The 17,791-nt window shown below is 52.4% G+C and carries 16 protein-coding genes and 3 tRNA genes; 5 read left to right on the forward strand and 14 right to left on the reverse strand.

Features of this window, described 5'->3' with window-relative positions; translation table 11 throughout:
* Nucleotides 1-161: 161 nt before the first annotated feature.
* From PMI17_RS06565 to PMI17_RS06585, 5 genes are all read right to left on the reverse strand, one after another.
* On the reverse strand, nt 162-620 hold the full coding sequence (locus tag PMI17_RS06565) for a hypothetical protein (RefSeq protein ID WP_369751408.1): 459 nt from the start codon (nt 618-620) through the stop codon (nt 162-164).
* Nucleotides 621-784: 164 nt separating this feature from the next.
* Nucleotides 785-2,155 carry an efflux transporter outer membrane subunit gene (locus PMI17_RS06570; protein ID WP_007887291.1) on the reverse strand — a complete coding sequence of 457 codons (1,371 nt, stop codon included), beginning with the start codon at nt 2,153-2,155 and terminating at the stop codon, nt 785-787.
* Nucleotides 2,152-3,243, reverse strand: coding sequence for an HlyD family secretion protein (locus PMI17_RS06575; RefSeq protein WP_007887292.1), 1,092 nt, complete (start codon nt 3,241-3,243; stop codon nt 2,152-2,154). The genes PMI17_RS06570 and PMI17_RS06575 overlap by 4 nt, the downstream gene beginning before the upstream one ends.
* Nucleotides 3,240-4,910, reverse strand: a complete 1,671-nt coding sequence (locus PMI17_RS06580; protein ID WP_007887293.1) for an MFS transporter — start codon at nt 4,908-4,910, stop codon at nt 3,240-3,242. The genes PMI17_RS06575 and PMI17_RS06580 overlap by 4 nt, the downstream gene beginning before the upstream one ends.
* A 2-nt stretch (nt 4,911-4,912) precedes the next feature.
* A complete protein-coding gene (locus tag PMI17_RS06585; RefSeq protein WP_007887294.1) occupies nt 4,913-5,344 on the reverse strand; it encodes a MarR family winged helix-turn-helix transcriptional regulator in 432 nt (143 codons plus the stop codon).
* A gap of 484 nt (nt 5,345-5,828) precedes the next feature.
* On the opposite strand from PMI17_RS06585, the gene PMI17_RS06590 reads away from it, so the two are divergent.
* Together PMI17_RS06590 and PMI17_RS06595 are read left to right on the forward strand one after the other, a co-directional pair.
* Nucleotides 5,829-6,086 (forward strand): biofilm/acid-resistance regulator YmgB/AriR, encoded by a 258-nt coding sequence (locus PMI17_RS06590; protein ID WP_007887295.1) that lies wholly within the window; start codon nt 5,829-5,831, stop codon nt 6,084-6,086.
* A gap of 152 nt (nt 6,087-6,238) precedes the next feature.
* Nucleotides 6,239-7,738, forward strand: a complete 1,500-nt coding sequence (locus PMI17_RS06595) for a SulP family inorganic anion transporter (RefSeq protein WP_007887296.1) — start codon at nt 6,239-6,241, stop codon at nt 7,736-7,738.
* Between the two features lie 470 nt (nt 7,739-8,208).
* Here PMI17_RS06595 and PMI17_RS06600 read toward each other — a convergent pair.
* From PMI17_RS06600 to uvrY, 6 genes are all read right to left on the reverse strand, one after another.
* Nucleotides 8,209-8,294, reverse strand: a tRNA-Leu gene (locus tag PMI17_RS06600).
* Between the two features lie 11 nt (nt 8,295-8,305).
* A tRNA-Cys gene (locus PMI17_RS06605) sits at nt 8,306-8,379 on the reverse strand.
* Between the two features lie 42 nt (nt 8,380-8,421).
* Nucleotides 8,422-8,497, reverse strand: a tRNA-Gly gene (locus PMI17_RS06610).
* A gap of 270 nt (nt 8,498-8,767) precedes the next feature.
* Nucleotides 8,768-9,316 (reverse strand): CDP-diacylglycerol--glycerol-3-phosphate 3-phosphatidyltransferase, encoded by a 549-nt coding sequence (gene pgsA, locus PMI17_RS06615; protein WP_007887300.1) that lies wholly within the window; start codon nt 9,314-9,316, stop codon nt 8,768-8,770.
* Nucleotides 9,317-9,384: 68 nt separating this feature from the next.
* Nucleotides 9,385-11,217 carry an excinuclease ABC subunit UvrC gene (gene uvrC, locus PMI17_RS06620; RefSeq protein ID WP_007887301.1) on the reverse strand — a complete coding sequence of 611 codons (1,833 nt, stop codon included), beginning with the start codon at nt 11,215-11,217 and terminating at the stop codon, nt 9,385-9,387.
* Nucleotides 11,210-11,869 (reverse strand): UvrY/SirA/GacA family response regulator transcription factor, encoded by a 660-nt coding sequence (gene uvrY / locus PMI17_RS06625; protein WP_007887302.1) that lies wholly within the window; start codon nt 11,867-11,869, stop codon nt 11,210-11,212. Before uvrY ends, uvrC begins: the two co-directional genes overlap by 8 nt.
* Before the next feature lie 430 nt (nt 11,870-12,299).
* Here uvrY and PMI17_RS06630 point away from each other — a divergent pair, with 430 nt between their 5' ends.
* Nucleotides 12,300-12,527, forward strand: a complete 228-nt coding sequence (locus tag PMI17_RS06630) for a DUF2594 family protein (protein WP_007887303.1) — start codon at nt 12,300-12,302, stop codon at nt 12,525-12,527.
* Nucleotides 12,528-12,559: 32 nt separating this feature from the next.
* Here PMI17_RS06630 and PMI17_RS06635 read toward each other — a convergent pair whose 3' ends face one another.
* Both PMI17_RS06635 and sdiA read right to left on the reverse strand, forming a co-directional pair.
* On the reverse strand, nt 12,560-13,171 hold the full coding sequence (locus tag PMI17_RS06635) for an acyl-homoserine-lactone synthase (protein ID WP_007887305.1): 612 nt from the start codon (nt 13,169-13,171) through the stop codon (nt 12,560-12,562).
* 121 nt (nt 13,172-13,292) lie between these two features.
* The gene (gene sdiA / locus PMI17_RS06640) at nt 13,293-14,015 is read right to left on the reverse strand and encodes a transcriptional regulator SdiA (RefSeq protein WP_007887307.1); all 723 of its coding nucleotides are present in this window, start codon (nt 14,013-14,015) and stop codon (nt 13,293-13,295) included.
* Between the two features lie 567 nt (nt 14,016-14,582).
* On the opposite strand from sdiA, the gene PMI17_RS06645 reads away from it, so the two are divergent.
* The gene (locus tag PMI17_RS06645; RefSeq protein ID WP_007887312.1) at nt 14,583-15,257 is read left to right on the forward strand and encodes a DUF4396 domain-containing protein; all 675 of its coding nucleotides are present in this window, start codon (nt 14,583-14,585) and stop codon (nt 15,255-15,257) included.
* Here the strand turns inward: PMI17_RS06645 and PMI17_RS06650 are convergent, their stop codons facing one another.
* Nucleotides 15,258-15,956 (reverse strand): extensin family protein, encoded by a 699-nt coding sequence (locus PMI17_RS06650; RefSeq protein ID WP_007887314.1) that lies wholly within the window; start codon nt 15,954-15,956, stop codon nt 15,258-15,260.
* 408 nt (nt 15,957-16,364) lie between these two features.
* On the opposite strand from PMI17_RS06650, the gene cycA reads away from it, so the two are divergent.
* Nucleotides 16,365-17,756, forward strand: coding sequence for a D-serine/D-alanine/glycine transporter (cycA, locus tag PMI17_RS06655; RefSeq protein WP_007887316.1), 1,392 nt, complete (start codon nt 16,365-16,367; stop codon nt 17,754-17,756).
* Nucleotides 17,757-17,791 lie beyond the last annotated feature (35 nt).

Below are 17,791 nucleotides of genomic sequence, written 5' to 3' on the forward strand. Positions count from 1 at the left end.
GGTCAGATTTCCACTGTCCGGCATCCCTTCCTTGCTCTCTATACCCGTCATCCCATGCGGATGTCGCCGATTAACAAGGCGGGCACATGGCCCGCCTGTTTTCTATTTCGGCAGCGTTGCGGCTAACTTTACAACATTATGTCCGTTAGCACGCTTCGCGCTTATTTGTAGGCATTAGCCTTTAAACGTGTTTGGATGCTGCGATCCAACCGATCAATCCAGACATTATAATTGCGGTGAATCTGACCACTACCCGCTTTTAAATTCTGGCTGCTGACATAGAGGATTTGATAGCTGTTCGCGGTGTAGTTAACGCGAATATCTGCACTGTAGCCGCGCGCGGCCAGGTAGCCATCAATAGCGCCGGGGCCTACTGGCGTCATGGTCCATTTATTGGTTGTGCCAGCCTGAATAATCGCCTGCTTCATCTGTTCATCAGAGTAGCTTTGAGCAACGGTTTGGCTAACATTTTTAATCGGCGCGGTTCGCGATGCGCAACCGCTTAACAGTGCCGCCGTAACCAACAACATTAAGCCGATTTTTTTATTCATCATTTCCTTTTTTTCCCCTGTCTTATCAGCCGCCCAGGTTGGCGACTGCGCTGTTATAGGTACCAGCACTGTTCCGTTCAGACTGTGTAAAGCGGGCGGATAATAACATTATTTGTAAAGACAAGTAAAAAGAAGCATGAATCACTTAAGAAGGGTTTAAGGCCAATCTAAAACCAGACGCTGGCCATTTTACAGCGGAATTTCTACCGTAAAATGGCCTTGCGGAATGATGTTTAACCCTGCCAGCCGCCGCCGAGGGAGCGATAAAGATCGATCTGCGCCAGCAGCAAGGTGTTTTTCACCGACACGATATTCAGCTGGGTGCTGAACAGAGTGCGCTGGGCATCCAGCTCGTCAAGATAGGAGGCGTAACCGTTCTGATATCGGTTATGCGCAATACGATAGGCTTCTGTCACATACTCTTCCTGCTTCTGCAACTCCGTCAGCTGCTGCTGGCTGCGGCGAATCGCGTCCAGCGCATTATCCACTTCGGAGAACGCGTTGCGTACCACTTTCTCATAGCCGTAGAGTGCCTGATTGCGCGTCGCCATCGCCACATCTACCTGCGCGGTGAGCGCTTCGCGATTCAGTAGCGGTGCCAGAATGCTGCCGCCAATACTCCACAAGCGGAACGGGTTATCCAGCAGTTGATGCAGCTCGCTACTTTGTAACGTGCCGCTGGCGGTGAGATTGAGTGACGGCAGCAGGTTCGCCTGCGTTGACGCCAGTGAAGCATCCGCTGCAAGCAGTTGGCGCTGCGCCTGCACAATATCTGGCCGACGATTGAGCAACTGCGAAGGCAGCAGTGAGGGCAAGGTTTGCGGCTTGATATGATCGAACTGGCTGCTGCGCGCAATTTCACGCGGATTCATGCCCACCAGCACGCTGAGCGCATTCTCCTGCTGCTCGATCTGATGCTGCAGCTGGGGAATCTGGGCTTTGGCCGTTTGGTATTCCGATGCCGCCTGCATCCACTCAAGGCGTGAGGTATAGCCGGTTTCAAACTGACGCTGTGCCAGATTAAGTGAGTTTTCCCGCGTCGCCAGCGTGGCTTCGGTTACGCGCAGCTGTTCGTCCAGCGCGCACAGGCTGAGATAGCCCGATGCTACCGAACTGGCAACGGTTAACTCGGCAGCCGAGGCGGCGGCACGCTGCGCATCCAGCGTGGCTTCGGCTGCGCGAATGCTGTTGCTGCGGCTGCCCCATAAATCCACGTCATAGTTGGCCTGCAACAGCCCCTGAAACACCGCGCTTTCATACGGCTGACCGGTTGCCGCCGACAGCGCGCGCTGATGCGTCGCCGCGACGCCGGCTGACAAGGTCGGAAAATTATCGCCCTGCGCGGCGCGCAACTCAGCGCGGTATTGGTCGACGCGCGAACGTGCGGTGAGGATATCGCTGTTGTGCTGCAGCGCCTGATTAACCAGGCGATTGAGGTTGGCATCACCAAAGTTTTGCCACCACTGCGCCTCTGGTGCGGCCTGCGGCCCCACCTGCTGACGCCAGCTATCGGGAATCGGCAATGATGACGGCGCCTTTTCGACTTCTGTCGCACAGCCGCTCACCATCAACGCCACAACCGTGGCTAACAGTGAGCGCTTCATGGCGCATCCTTGTGTGGCTCAGCGGCGGTATCAATGTGTACTTCTACCGACATACCTGGACGTAGCGCGTGCAGATCGTCGTTAAGAATCTTAATCCGCACCGGAATGCGCTGGGCAATTTTCACAAAGTTGCCGGTGGCATTATCTGGCGAGATGGCACTGAATTCGGAGCCGGCAGCAGGGGAAATAAACTCGACCCGACCGTCATAATGCTTGCCGTCCAGCGCATCGACGCGAATGCTCACCGGCAAGCCGGGACGCACGCGTGCCAGCTGGGTCTCTTTCAGGTTGGCGATGATCCATTTGTTCTCTGGCACCACCGACGTTAAACGCGTGCCGGCGGTGACGTAGGTCCCTTTGCGCACCGAAAGCTGACCAAGCTGGCCGCTATCTGGCGCGATAATACGGGTATTTGCCAGATCGATATTCGCCAGCTCCAATGCCGCCTGGGCGCTGGCGACATCGCCTTGCAGAGATCCGCGGTTAACCACCACGGTTTGCAGATTTTGCTGCGCTACCGCGACCTGCGCATCCGCCTGACGCAACTGCGCTTGAGCCTGGGCGTTGGCCGCACGCGCCGCGTCGCGTTCACGCACCGACAGCGAACCGTCGGCTGCCAGATTCTCCACGCGCTTGAGATCGAGACTGCTTTTCAGCGCCTGAGCTTTAGCATTTTCCAGCGCCGCTTTATTGCTGAGAATTGTGGCTTCAGCACTTTTGCGCTGCTGCTGGTTATTGTTCTGCGCGGCGATTTTCATATCCAGCTGCGCCTGCGCCTGATGCACCCGCTGACGATAAATACGATCGTCAATGGTCATCAGCAGCTGGCCTTTGGTCACCGGCTGCAAATCCACGACCTTGACTTCGGTGAGATAGCCACTGACCTGCGGGCTGATAAAGGTCACCTGACCACGCACGTAGGCGTTTTCCGTGGATTGAATGGTGCTGGTAAATGGCCATAGCTGCCAGGCATATAAAATCACCAGCACGCCGACGATGACAATACCGCTACCGGCAGCGATGGAAAGAATGCGTCGGCGGTTGGTGCGCTCGCGCTCCGCAGCCTGAATGTCGTCCTGTTGGCTCATGAATTCTCCGTCGGGTTTACTGCGGGTTGTGCCGCATTCATTTTTGTCTGACGCCAGTTGAGATAGCGTAAACGCGTCAGGCGATACAGCACCCAAATTAAGGTGACGAACGCCAGCGCAGCGGTAAGAAGATAGGTGTCGTTATAGGCCAGCACGTTGGCCTGCAGCGTGGCTACCGCTTGCAGCTGAGCGCTACTTTGCGCGCTGAGCAACACGTTATCGGGCAGCTGGCTGCTGAATAATGAACTGTACTGGCTCAGTCGTTCAGTGACGTTGGGATCGAGCTGTGAAAGCTGATCGCCCAGCAGGCTGGAGTGATACTTTTCGCGCCACGTCTGGAAGGTGCCGAGAATCGCCGCGCCAATCAATCCGCCTAAGTTCTGGCTCATGCCAAACAGCACCGAGAAGCTGACCAGGTTCTTCGGCTGCGTGACCACGCCACCAATCCCCAACAGCATGGCCGGCGCGAGGAAGAAGGCGCTGCCAAATCCGAGTAAAAACTGGCTGAAATAGAGATTGTGAGCGCGCGTCAACGGGTTGGATTGCGCATCCATCAGCGAGGCGACGATCATCACCACCAGCGAGGCCACAATCGGCCAGCTCAGATGCGTTGGTTTAATGGTTAAGGCACTGGCAATGATGCCGGAAATTACCCCAGCAATGATGGCAAACGCCAGACCGCGCATCTGATCGTTAAGCAAGCCAAGCTGCTGCAGGAACCCCACCGCGCCGGTGTTCTGTTCGGCCAGCAGAATACGCATCATGATCATCACAATGCCTAACCGCACAATCGTGCCGTTGCTGAGCCAGCGCGTGTTGAGCAACGGGTTTTTGCGATTATGTTCAACCACAATCGCCGCCACGATTAACACCAGCGCCAGCGCCAATGCCACACCGAGCCACGGCGTGCTGAACCACCACTCGATACGGCCAAGCGACAGTACCGCGCACAGCAGCGCCATGCCCGGCGCCATCAGCATAAAGGTGAGGAAATCCATCTTCTCGAACGCTTTGATGCGATCGCCGGGCGGCAGCTTCACTAACAGCACGCAACCCAACGAGATCAGCGCCAGACCGAGTTCAAACAGGTACAGGCCGCGCCATGCTTCCAACTGCAGCAGTTCGGTAGAAAAGAGACGCGCCAGCGGGATCGCCAGCTGCGAAGCGGTAATGCCAATCACTAACGCCTTAAGACGATGCTTCGCCGGCCATGCCTGAATCTGGTAATAGATGCCGAGCGAGCTGAGCGCGGCGCCCACCATGCCGTGCGCGGTGCGCACAATAATCGCCGAGCTGAGATCGTTGGCGAGAATATGGAAAAACGCCACGATGACGTACAGCACCAGAAAGGCTTCGGTAAAGAGTCGCAGACCAAACTGCTGGCGAAACTTCACCAACAGCAGGTTGATGGAGATGTTGCCCATCACATATACCGCGGGCAGCCAGGCGATCTCATTGCTATAGGCGGCAAAGGTGCCTTGCAGATTGGTAAGATTGGCGGATACCAGCGCGTTACTCAGCGCACCGGTAATCGAGATCAGCAGGCCGATAATGCCAAAGGCGATGCGTTTAGAGGGCGAATGCAGCGGCGTAGAGGGCGAGCCCGGCAGCATCGGTTTTTCATGCGGCAGCCATTCGCGTTGGGCGTAGGGATTACGTTTGGCCACGATCAGACGCTTCCTAGTCGGGTGAGCAACTGTTGTAAGACTTTTTCAGTGATGGCTAACGATTCCGCATCAATATCTGCCAGCAACTGCGCACGCAGCGCATCGGCTTGCGTTTTCACTTCAGCAAACGCTACGCGGCCTTGCTCGGTCAGCATCAACAGACGCTTGCGACGATCTTCCGGTGGCTGGACGCGCGCTAATAGCTGCTGCTTCACTAATCGATCGACCAGCGGCACCACACTCGCCTCCTCCAGGCCGAGTAGCTGTGCCAGCGCTTTCTGCGTCGGCGGTTCGGCTGCGGTGGCAACGCTGGCAATCGCCATCCAGCTACTCATACTCAGTCCGCTCTCTTTTAAGCGACGATCAACCGCCAGCCGCCATGCGTGCGCGGTGAGATGCAATAAACGAGAAAAGGGTTGCGGATAGTCGCTCAAAACGTAGTGGCCTAATGGTTAGGTATCTAACTAAATGGGGGCGTTATTATATGCGAAGCCGCATAGCAATGAAAAGTTTGCTGATACCAACAAACGTAGTTGACGCGATTAACACTCACCAATTTTCTTTATCAGTTGTACAACCTTGGGCAAATTTTGCCAGGAATTCACTTTCTTGTATAGCTTTTAGAAAACATTACAAATCACAACTCATTGTTAAATAAGGATTAGCACTAATTGCCTAAAAAGCTTATTGTACAAGTTGAGCTGAATTGTATAAGTTTACGTCCCGTGAGCCAGCTGATGGCTCCGTAACGAATGATGCACTTTGCGTCGCCTCTGAAGGTGTTATGGATTTCCACCTTCAGAGGTGTCTTTTTGCGTTGGTTAATGAGTTGGGTCTAGCGCGCCTGTCCGCGCGTGAGTTTTTTCATCATGGAGCTGAAGGCACATTGCCCTCAGGCCGATCTTAAGGGCTTCACATATGCAAAACGCCGCAACCAGTAACAACGCCATTGCTGACTACTTCAAACTGGCAGGTAACAGCGATAGCGCTGAGATGGAAGTTTTCGGGCAGATCATTGCCGAAATCCTGCAAGCCGGTATGCCGGTTTCTAATAAAGCGATTATTTCCTCTCTGATTAACCGCCTTGAAATGGAAAGCGATGTGATTCAGCTGGACATTTATCGCCACCTGCTTGAATTGGTCGTGAATAAAACACCTGACGATCTCGCGGTCTAAAGCCGGATTCCAGGGATGGAATCACTCTCACCTCCCCCATCACGCTAGCGTCTTCGCTTTTTGCCCGGTAACATCCTCCCTCGCACTATTCCAACTGGTTACTGCCGTACCGTGACGGTATGCGCACAATAATAAAAGAGCCTGCACAATCTATGAGCCAACCAACCGATCGCGCCACTGCGGTGGAGAGCGATATTACCGTGGGGCGCGTACTCCGCTCGCCTGCCCTGCTCACGCGCGAATGTCTGGCGGGGATCATTACCGCCCTGGCGCTGATTCCTGAAGTTATCTCCTTCTCGGTGATTGCGGGGGTTGATCCCAAAGTCAGTCTTGTTGCCTCGGTGGTGCTGTGTCTGACGCTGTCGATTCTGGGCGGTCGTCCGGCGATGGTGACCGCCGCTGCCGGTTCCGTGGCGCTGGTGATTGGCCCAATGGTGCACGCGCACGGCGTCGAATACATCCTGCCGGCGGTGATCATGGGCGGCATCATCCAGATCATTTTTGGCTTCGCTGGCTTATCGCGCATGATGCGCTATATCCCGCGCTCGGTGATGATCGGTTTTGTTAATGCTCTCGGCATTTTGATTTTCTTCGCGCAGGTTCCACACGTGTGGGGGCAATCCAGCCTGGTGTGGGTGCTGTTTGCCGTGACGCTGGCGATTGTTCTGCTGTTGCCGAAAGTGTTGAAAAGTGTGCCATCTCCGCTGGTCGCGATTGTGGTGGTGACCGCCGTGGCACTGCTGCTGGGTTATCGCGTGCCGAACGTGGGCGATGAAGGCCCAATGACGGCCGGTCTGCCAGGTTTCACTACGCTGCTGGTGCCGATCAATCTACAGACGCTGCAAATTATCTGGCCAACCGCGCTGAGTATCGCCTTTGTTGGTCTGATGGAGTCACTGCTGACGGCAAAATTGGTGGATGACATCACTGATACGCCGTCCGGCAAACGTCGCGAATCCTGGGCGCTGGGCATCGGCAATATTCTGGCGGGCTTTTATGGCGGCATTGCTGGTTGCGCAATGATTGGGCAAACCATCGTTAACGTTGAGCTGGGCAAAGCGCGTACGCGCGTTTCCACTGTAGCGGCAGGTATTGTTTTACTGCTGCTGGTGACCGGACTGAGCCAAATTATGGCACAGATTCCTATGGTGGTGCTGGCAGGCATTATGATGGTGGTGGCGGTAAAAACCGTGAACTGGCACAGCCTGCAACCGGCAACGCTGAAGCGTATGCCGTGGTCGGAAACCTGTGTGATGGTGATTACCGTCGCTGTTACCGTATGGACCGGCAACCTGGCAATTGGCGTACTGATCGGTGTGATTCTGGCGATGATGCTGTTTGCCCGCCGTATCGCCCATGTGATTCACGCAGAGCGTCAGTTGAGCGACGATGGCGAACAGGTTAATTACACCGTGCGTGGCCCGCTGTTCTTCGGCAGCAGCAATGATTTGTTTGAACACTTTGATTACGGCCACGATCCTAAAGCTGTCACCATCGATCTGACACACGCTCAAATTTGGGATGCATCCAGCGTCGCGGCCCTCGATGCTATCGAGTACCGCTATCAACGCCACGGCGCGACCGTAACCTTTATTGGTTTGGATAACCGCAGCAGCGATTTCCGCGATCGGCTGAGCGGGAATTTAGGTTAAGTCGACTTCGCTTAGGATTGAGATGAAAAACGCCGAAAAGGGGGTGTTTTTCATCTATGCACTGCCGCTTCGCTTGCGTAATAGGCTGCTGCTGTCTTTGCTTACCTCTAGGTCAATGCCTTGATCTCTTTGAGATTGATTACGTAATCGCTTAATAATGGGGAGTAGCAGATGCAGGTTTTAACAAAAGCAGTATTAGTAACGTTGACGTTGGTATCGCTTGCCGGCTGTATGCATAAAAGTGACGCTGTAGGCGGTGATGGACGCCCACATGCTCCAAGTAACCAACCGGTGCCGGGCGCCAGCGAAGGCGCGGGGCCAGTAGGACAACCTCAGTCTTGATGATATGCCCGGCTTCGCCGGGTTTTTTATTGGCTATGGGTAAACGACAAAAACAAAAAAACCGCCCTTAGGCGGTCACGACATTGCTGCTTATTGCTTTATTTTATTCGTTTTATCAACTGCGAATATGGTGCCCGGGGCGGGACTTGAACCCGCACAGCCATAAGCCGAGGGATTTTAAATCCCTTGTGTCTACCGATTTCACCACCCGGGCAGGGTGTAAATTGGAGGCGCGTCCCGGAGTCGAACCGAGGTAGACGGATTTGCAATCCGTTGCATGGCCACTCTGCCAACGCGCCTTTAATCTGGTATGTAATCCGTTGAATACGAATCACTAAATTTGGAGCGGGAAACGAGACTCGAACTCGCGACCCCGACCTTGGCAAGGTCGTGCTCTACCAACTGAGCTATTCCCGCATTACCATCGCACTTGAGTTTGTCACTGCATAGCTTCTTTCACTCATCCAGGCCACTTACTTGTGTAAGTTTTCAGGGAATTGTTTAGTTGCCGCGTTATTACCAACTCAACTACTCGGTTTTGGTATTTCTTTATCAAACTTGCTGATTTTATTCAGCTTCTTGCAGACTCGCTGCCGTTCGATGCGATGCATTCTACTTATCTGACGCAGTGAGTCAATAGAATTATCCACACACTGCGTCCGTTTGCTGCTTTTTAAATCGCATCGATCAGCTATCGAGCAAATCGCCGCGCGCCGCGCTCAAATACTGGAACATTGACCAGAAAGTCAGCACTGCCGCGATGTACAGCGCAATCACCCCAACGCCCACCACCGTAGCTTCTGGACGCCACAACAACGCAAACAGCGAGAACATCTGCGCGGTGGTTTTCACTTTACCGATCCACGACACCGCCACGCTGCTGCGCTTGCCAATCTCCGCCATCCACTCACGCAGTGCAGAGATAATGATTTCACGCGCAATCATGGTTGCTGCGGGCAGCGTAATCCACCACGCATGAAAATGCTCAGCGACCAGCACCAGCGCAATGGCCACCAGCACTTTATCCGCAACCGGATCGAGGAACGCGCCAAAACGCGTCGTTTGCTTCCAGCGACGCGCCAAAAAACCATCAAACCAGTCAGTTACCGCAGCGATCACAAAGATCAGTGCAGTGGCAAAGGGAGCCCATTGAAATGGCAAATAGAACGCCAGGACAAAGAAGGGAATAAGTACGACTCGAAACAGGGTAAGACACGTCGGAATGTTAAATTGCATATGCCAGTAACTGTCTGGTGTGAGTAGGATTTCACGTATGTTCCTACATTGCCCACCCTGTTTCAACGTTAGTGTTTCAGTGAGTAGTATATTTTTTCCGCCAGGGCGGTGGAAATCCCCGGCACTTTGGCGATTTCATCCACGCTGGCATTCATCAACGGTTGCAGGCCGCCCATGTACTTAAGCAACTGCTGGCGGCGTTTTGGTCCTACGCCTTCGATACTTTCCAGCGCACTGGTGTTCTTCACTTTGGCGCGTTTTTTCCGATGACCTGAAATCGCATGATTGTGAGAGTCGTCACGAATATGCTGAATGACATGCAGCGCAGGCGAGTCAGGCGGCAAGGAAACGCCCTCACCTTCCGCTTCAAAGAACAGCGTTTCCAGCCCGGCTTTACGATCGCTGCCTTTAGCAACACCGAGTAAAATTGGGCGATCTTTATCCCAGGGAACATTTAACTCAGCAAAAACCTGTTTCGCCTGGGCCAACTGACCTTTACCGCCGTCGATGATGATCACGTCGGGGATTTTATCCTCTTCCAGCGCTTTACCGTAACGACGACGCAGCACCTGATTCATCGCAGCATAATCATCGCCAGGCGTGATGCCTTCTATGTTGTAGCGACGATAATCGGAACGCAGCGGACCATCCCGATTAAACACCACGCACGACGCAATCGTCTGCTCGCCCATGGTATGGCTAATATCGAAGCACTCCATGCGGTTGATGCTGTCGAGCTCAAGGAACGTCGCCAGCGCCGCCAGACGCTGCTGGATAGTCGAGTTCTGCGAAAGCTTAGTGGTCAGCGCGGTTGCCGCGTTAGTGCGCGCCAGTTTCAGATAGCGCGCACGGTCACCACGCGGCTTACTTTGAATGTTCACCTTGCGTCCCGCCAGGACGCTGAGCGATTCGGCCAGTAGCTCACGTTCTGGCAGAGTAAAGTCCAGCAAGATTTCCGCCGGCAAGGTGCGCGCTTCACTCCCCTGCAGATAAAATTGCCCAACAAAAGTTTGCACCACTTCGGTCAGTTCGGTATCGGCTGGCACTTTAGGGAAATAGCTTCGGCTCCCCAGCACTTTGCCCTGACGAATAAACAGCACGTGCAAACAGGCCATTCCGGCATCAAACGCCACACCCATGACATCAAGGTCGTCGCCCTGATTGGAGACAAACTGCCGCTCGGTGACGCGTCGCACGGCCTGGATTTGATCGCGTAAAATTCCCGCCTCTTCAAATCGCAGTTCCTGACTGGCATTTTCCATGCGGTTAACCAGCTGATTGATCACCTGATCATCTTTGCCGGCGAGAAACAGCCGCACGTATTCAGTTTGCTGCGCATACTCTTCTTCGCTCACCAAACCCGCGACGCACGGGCCAAGGCAGCGGCCAATCTGATACTGCAAACATGGGCGCGAACGGTTGCGGTAAACGCTATTCTCGCACTGCCGTATTGGAAACACCTTCTGCAGCAACGCCAGCGTTTCACGCACCGCGTAGCCATTGGGGAACGGCCCAAAGTACTCGCCTTTGGCATGCTTCGCCCCGCGATGCATCGCCAGACGTGGGTGACTATCGCCGCTAAGAAAAATATAGGGATACGATTTGTCATCGCGCAGCAGCACGTTATAGCGCGGCTGGTAGAGCTTGATGTAGTTATGCTCCAGCAGCAGCGCTTCTGTTTCGGTGTGCGTCACAGTGACGTCAATGTTGTGGATGTTGCTTACCAGCACTTCAGTTTTGCGACTGCCCACCTGCGTACGGAAGTAGCTGGTCAGGCGCTTTTTGAGGTCTTTGGCTTTACCAACATAGATCACCGTGCCGGTCGCATCGTACATGCGGTAGACGCCGGGTTGACTGGTCACGGTGCTGAGAAAGGCTTTGGAATTAAAAACGTCACTCACTACTGATTAACGGCTCCGCATTGAATAGACCATGTCGAATGGCTAAATGCGTTAACTCTACGTCGCCACTGATATTCAGCTTACTGAACATGCGATAACGGTAGCTGTTAACGGTTTTCGGGCTGAGACTAAGTTGTTCGGATATTTCCGTCACTTTCTGCCCGCGCGTGATCATCAGCATAATCTGCAATTCCCTTTCCGACAAACAGCTGAACGGTGATTCGGCTTTTTGCGGCTCGATCTGGCTTAGCGCCATTTGCTGGGCGATATCCGAAGCAATATAGCGCTGACCTGAGTGTACCGAGCGGATGGCGCTTACCACTTCCTGCGGCGCGGCACCTTTGCTGAGATAACCGGCGGCTCCCGCCTGCATCACTTTGGCAGGCAGTGGATTTTCAGTATGGATGGTGAGCATGATGATACGGATATCGGGATTAAAACGGACGATTTTACGCGTCGCTTCCAGACCACCGATACCCGGCATGTTCATATCCATTAGCACCACGTCGACGGGATGGTTACGACACCATTTTACCGCGTCTTCACCGCAGGCCACTTCACCGGCAATCACAAGTCCTTTCATATCTTCAAGAATACGGCGAATACCGGCGCGTACCAGTTCATGGTCATCAACAAGAAGCAGGCTGATCAACGGGACGTACTCCGCAGGTTAAGAAAGGGAAATATATTACAGAGCCGTTATCTTACCGGTTTTCAGGTGGAAAAAACATCTATCGCCACAGATAAATCTCAAATGAAATGATACAAATCAATTAGATTGCTTTGATCCTGTTTTTTTAACAAATGGCAATAACATGCGAAAACCCAAATGTGAAATTGTGACTAATATCATTAAGTTATAATTTATAGCTCATTTTCATTCGTTTAGCCGATTTGCCGCATAAATAACGCGTAAACGTCTTTTCTGTTTGCAGATAAATAGCGCAATGAACAATTAAAAAGCAATCTCCGTTAACCGCTTCGGCTTGATTAAAATTCGGCTGACAACCATATGATATACTCTCTTTTTTACGCACAGGAAGAATGTGTCAACACTGAGTAACACCACCAAGGAGTCAATGATGAGTGATGAAGATTTTGCAACTTCACGAGACACGCAGGCGCTGGCAGACGAAGTAGCCTGTCTGAAAATGATGGTGACGCTGATTCTGAAAGGGATGGGTCAAGCCGATGCCGGTAAGGTGATCATCAACATGGAGCGTTATGTGCAAGCTTCGTTAGGCGATAAGCCGCAGGCGGAAGTATTTAACAATACTATTCGTCAGATCAAAACCGCTTACCGTCAATAAGCGCTATGCCCCGCGCGCGATGCGCGGGGTAGTTAGCTGTGTGATTGCCAGTTCACCGATACGCCCAGCGACGGCAATACCTCTTCCGGACTAAAGCGGCGCGTACCACGATACTTCTCCGCCAGCGCCGGCTGATTAACCGGGATGCGAATGGCGAACAGATTATCTTCAGATTGGATCAGACCTGGCGACAGCGGCTCGTACACCACCTGATGCTGCTCAAACATCTTCTCCAGCATCGGCGTGGCCGAGCTGATCAAATACTCCATGCCGTTCAATTCGGCTAACTGCACCGAGTGCCACAAAATACTCAGCGGCAGCTCCGCATCGACTTCGAGGCGCGCCGAAAAGCGCGACATCTCCCAGACCTTTTCCTGATCAAAAGGCAGAACAAAGCCTTCAGGCACTTCAGGTTCATGCCAGGGTAATAAACGCGCGCAACCGCAAATACCCTGTCGCGCGTTCCAGGCAATCAGCCATGTGACATCCGAACGATCAAAACGGTCATACTCCTGCCCGGGGGTACTCAATCGCGGTGGAATTGACCACCCTTCGCCACGCGCAAATACGCTGTAACGATACGTTCCCAGTTCTGCCAACAGTGAGGACGGCATATCCTTAAGCTGTGTTTGAATTACTTTCATCATGCGCCTCTGACATCCTCATGTATGCAATGATTTCTTTGAGCCAGCCTGGCAACGTTGCGCGCAGGGTAGACAACTGACACGGCAGAAGGAACTACTAAAATTAGTAGTTGCCTTTTCGCTATATCAGGCCAACCGCTGCGGCGTAACAAGCAATCTGCGTTTTATTGGAAACATTAAAACGCTTTTGCATATTCTTTTGGTGAAAATTCACCGTATGTTCAGATATGGCTAAAATAAGTGAAATTTCCGCAGAGGTTTTCCCTTCTGCCGTCCATTTCAGAATTTCCAACTCACGCTGACTAAAATCATTAGATAAAACCACCATAGAACTATCGTTCAGACGCTCCAGCACGCGCAAACTCAGTTCCGCCAGAAGATGCAGTTTCACCTCTAGCTGGATGCGTAAGTGTTGGGTCTTACTGTGAAGCTTCGATGCAATAGATAATATACCAATGGTACGATTTGGCGCCATTGCTGAGCAGGAAAAGCCACTCATTAATCCTGCCGCGTTGGCTTCCGCCCATAAATTACCCGCACCGGTAAATAAATCGCGCGTCCACTCCACGCCGCGGCCTGGTCGCTGGCAAAGTAATAGCACCGGATCGACTGCATAATAGTTCTCACTTTCGTAGCGTTTTACCCAGCTTTCTGGATAACTACTAAACAAAAAGAGCCGCGGCCGGGTAAAAGGCACCGGATGCTGAACCAGAAAAGCGAAGTAATCAAAACCCAACGCTTCAATCTGCTTTTGCAATAGCGATTTCAATTGCATCACTTCTTTGAGCGCCAGAAATTCATTTTCCATTTCGCCTCGCCAGACGAAATAATTATCGGTCGTCATTATTGCCTTAGCGCTGTTTCACGCTTATACATCCTGAAATTCATTGTTGCTAACGCAAAAAAATAAATTAGTCAGACAAAAAATATTGATTGAAAAGAGAGCAAGTCTACTAGCAGCAAGCATAACTCTCTTAATGTCAATGCGTTAACCTAATGGGAGAGTGTGAGTTCACGCTATTTTTTTAACAGGTTCACAACGTTAATTCCTCAGCATATTAGAATAGGATTTTTCTGAAGTAGTTTCAATCACCCTATTCATCGAAAATGATCATTAGATTGATAAATTTTTAGCATCGACATTAACTAAAATTAGTCATGGTTAGAGCAGATTCTTTTGTCATGAAAGGATTATAGGGGGGGAATTAGTTTCGACTTAATCTTAATCCCACTTATTTATGCGGTTAAGATAATGTAATACGCTGCGGTATGATCTCTCTCAGGCTCTTTTCCGGCTACGCTTAATCGGTGAGAGCAGAATCATGCACGGCGAGCTTGCAAGGGGAGACAGTGGCGCAGCACTCATCAGGCGCATTGTCGCACGTAGGTTGGCGTTTTAGCGGAACTGACTATGTTGAACCAGTTTGCATTACCTTTCCTTGTCTTGGGTGGCTGCACTGCCCTGATGATTTTAAAAGATCTTTTTCGCCATCCACATCCTGTGCGGGTGATGAATATTATTTGGCCTGTAACCGGGTTGTATATGCCATTTATTGGCTGGATCGCCTGGTGGTACCTGGGCCGTAAACCTTCGCGCCAGCAAAAACTTGCGCTGCTGGTTTCGCAAAAAATAGCGGGCAATGCCGGCTGGCAAACCATATTTATTTCCACTTCATTATCCGCTGCGGCCTGTATATTCGGCGATATCATCACAATCCCGATAATCACCTTACTAAAACAATTTGCTATTAATCCGACGCTATGGATGCAGGCAATTATTTGCGTGATCGTTTCATTGTTTATCGGATTACTCTTTCAATTCCTGGCTATTCGCCAACGTGAAAAACTTTCATTCGTCCGCGCATTATTACTCGCGCTGAAAACCGAAATTTTTCCCTTACTCATTTACCAATTAGGGATCTTTATCTTTATGGCGCTGGCCCTAAAATTTGTGCTAAACCAGCAGATTGACCCGCTGCTGGCAGCATTCTGGTTTATGCTGCAATTAGCAATATTGATTGGCTTTGTTTTCTCGTGGCCAGCTAATCATTTCCTGATAAAACGTGGACTTAATCCCGCCGTGTAGTTATCGACAGTAACCCGAGCCGCGCATGCCAAGATGAAAATGAGTGGCGTGCGCCGCGTTGTAGTCGGGCCCCAGCGCGTTGCCAAAAGTGGCGCAACCATTACGCCACAGCGCATGCAGTCCTGCCGCTGCCTCTTCCGGCTGCTGCCAGTTCTTCCCCACCTGTAACCAGCGCCCATTCGCGAGTTGAAACCCAGTGACATCCCAGGCATCGGCGCTGGCATGCTCGCTCAAGCGGCCTTCCTGACGATGATAAATATTGCGGCAGGCATAGCTGCCAACGTGAGAAATCCGCTTAAGCGAGCTATTAATTCCCGCCTGGCGCAATGCGCTATCGCTATTGATCACGAACATGGTGCTGGTGACTGCCATTGGACAGCTGGCGAGAAAACTGCTGCTGAGCGTGACGTCGCCGTAGCCACTGATGCGCAGCGGCTGCTCAAGCGGGCAACCGCCTTGCATCGGCGGCAACGCACGGAACTGCACCAGCCGCTGTTCACTTGCCTGACGCATTACCGCCATGCAGGCAGCAGGATCGCCACTCAACTTCTTGAGCTTATAACGCGTCATCCAACCCGGCGGGTCGGTCACTTTAAGTGGTGTAAACGGATTCCACTGCGGTGGCAGATGGGTTTTCAACCACGGCAGACTTAACCAGCCGCAAACGGCCAGCAACGCGACGGCTAATAAAGCGCGCACAATGCCTCACTTTTCCTGATGAAATGAACTAACAAGTGTAGAGGTCGCGCGCGGGGAGAGTGACGTAAATGGCTTAATTGCTGAAGATTTACGCAAAATGACTGCGCTTTAAACACTGTAAATAATTACTGACAGAGCAAAGCGCGTAAAAGGTCACAAAGGGGGAAAAACCATTATCGAAACTGCCTGCCTTTCCACTATCTTATGCCCCTTGCCCTATAAAGGGCACCTAACAATGCCCTAAATAATTCGAGCTGCAGGAAGGCGGCAAGTATGTAAATCCTCAGGAGCTTACTTAAGTAAGTGACTGGGGTGAACATGCGCAGCCAACGCATCTGCGGCTTGAAGTATGACGGGCAAATCAGCCATTAGAGCTGACACAACATCCCCGACAGGAAAGAAAAATTTATGGTTGATCAATCTAAAGAGGCGCTCAACGAGGCCGAACAGCCGGATAAACTCCAGCGTAATCTGCATAATCGTCACATCCAGCTCATTGCCATTGGTGGCGCCATCGGCACCGGACTGTTTATGGGTTCGGGAAAAACCATTAGCCTTGCCGGCCCATCGATCATCTTCGTGTATATGATCATTGGCTTTATGCTGTTCTTCGTGATGCGCGCCATGGGCGAGCTGCTGCTGTCGAATCTCGAATACAAATCCTTTAGCGATTTTGCTGCCGATCTACTTGGCCCGTGGGCGGGATATTTTACCGGCTGGACCTATTGGTTCTGTTGGGTGGTGACCGGTATTGCCGACGTGGTTGCCATTAGCGCCTATTTCCAACTGTGGTTCCCGGACTTCTCCATCTGGATGAGCGCCCTGCTGTGCGTCTTCGTCTTCCTGGCGCTGAATATTGCCACGGTGAAGTTGTTCGGCGAGATGGAATTCTGGTTTGCGATTATCAAAATCGTCGCCATTGTCGCCCTAATCATCACCGGTATTGTGCTGGTGAGCATGCATTATCCGTCTCCGAACGGCGGCAGCGCAGCATTGAGTAATATCTGGGATCACGGTGGCATGTTCCCGAAAGGGTTGAGTGGCTTCTTTGCCGGCTTCCAGATTGCCGTATTCGCCTTTGTCGGCATTGAGCTGGTCGGCACCGCCGCGGCAGAAACTAAAGATCCGCACAAAGTTTTACCGCGTGCGATTAATGCCATTCCGCTGCGTATCATTATGTTTTACGTGCTGGCGCTGATGGTGATCATGGCGGTGACGCCGTGGAATCAGGTGCTGCCGAATCGCAGCCCGTTCGTAGAAATGTTTGTGCTGATTGGCCTGCCTGCTGCCGCCAGCATTGTTAACTTTGTGGTGCTGACGTCGGCGGCCTCGTCTGCCAATAGCGGTATCTTCTCTACCAGCCGCATGCTGTATGGCCTGGCAGAACAGGGCGTGGCGCATAAATCCTTTGGTCGCCTCTCGGCGCGTGCGGTGCCGACGACCGGACTGTTCTTCTCCTGCCTGTGCCTGCTGGCTGGCGTGGCGTTGATTTACCTGATTCCGGATGTGATGACCGTATTTACCATGGTCACCACCGTGTCGGCGATTCTGTTTATGTTCGTCTGGACGATCATCCTGTGCAGCTATCTGGCTTACCGTAAGCAGCATCCACAGCGTCATGCGGAATCGAAATTCAAGATGCCGCTGGGCAAGTTTATGTGCTGGGTGTGCATGGCGTTTTTCGCCTTTGTGCTGGTGCTGCTGACGCTACAGGAAGATACCCGCCAGGCGCTGATGATCACACCATTATGGTTTGTGATTCTGACGATGGGATGGTTGTTGCGTCGTCGTAAGGCCTGATTTGCACAGCCAAAGGCCCGGTGATTTCACCGGGC

Source organism: Pantoea sp. GM01 (genome assembly GCF_000282675.1).
GTDB lineage: Bacteria > Pseudomonadota > Gammaproteobacteria > Enterobacterales > Enterobacteriaceae > Pantoea > Pantoea nemavictus.

Bases quoted from the DNA above. Each gene is read 5' to 3' on its own strand.
- PMI17_RS06570 (WP_007887291.1), bottom strand. From the start codon at position 2,155: ATGAAGCGCTCACTGTTAGCCACGGTTGTGGCGTTGATGGTGAGCGGC.
- PMI17_RS06575 (WP_007887292.1), bottom strand. From the start codon at position 3,243: ATGAGCCAACAGGACGACATTCAGGCTGCGGAGCGCGAGCGCACCAAC.
- PMI17_RS06590 (WP_007887295.1), top strand. From the start codon at position 5,829: ATGCAAAACGCCGCAACCAGTAACAACGCCATTGCTGACTACTTCAAA.
- PMI17_RS06595 (WP_007887296.1), top strand. From the start codon at position 6,239: ATGAGCCAACCAACCGATCGCGCCACTGCGGTGGAGAGCGATATTACC.
- pgsA (WP_007887300.1), bottom strand. From the start codon at position 9,316: ATGCAATTTAACATTCCGACGTGTCTTACCCTGTTTCGAGTCGTACTT.
- PMI17_RS06630 (WP_007887303.1), top strand. From the start codon at position 12,300: ATGAGTGATGAAGATTTTGCAACTTCACGAGACACGCAGGCGCTGGCA.
- PMI17_RS06635 (WP_007887305.1), bottom strand. From the start codon at position 13,171: ATGAAAGTAATTCAAACACAGCTTAAGGATATGCCGTCCTCACTGTTG.
- sdiA (WP_007887307.1), bottom strand. From the start codon at position 14,015: ATGACGACCGATAATTATTTCGTCTGGCGAGGCGAAATGGAAAATGAA.
- PMI17_RS06645 (WP_007887312.1), top strand. From the start codon at position 14,583: ATGTTGAACCAGTTTGCATTACCTTTCCTTGTCTTGGGTGGCTGCACT.
- cycA (WP_007887316.1), top strand. From the start codon at position 16,365: ATGGTTGATCAATCTAAAGAGGCGCTCAACGAGGCCGAACAGCCGGAT.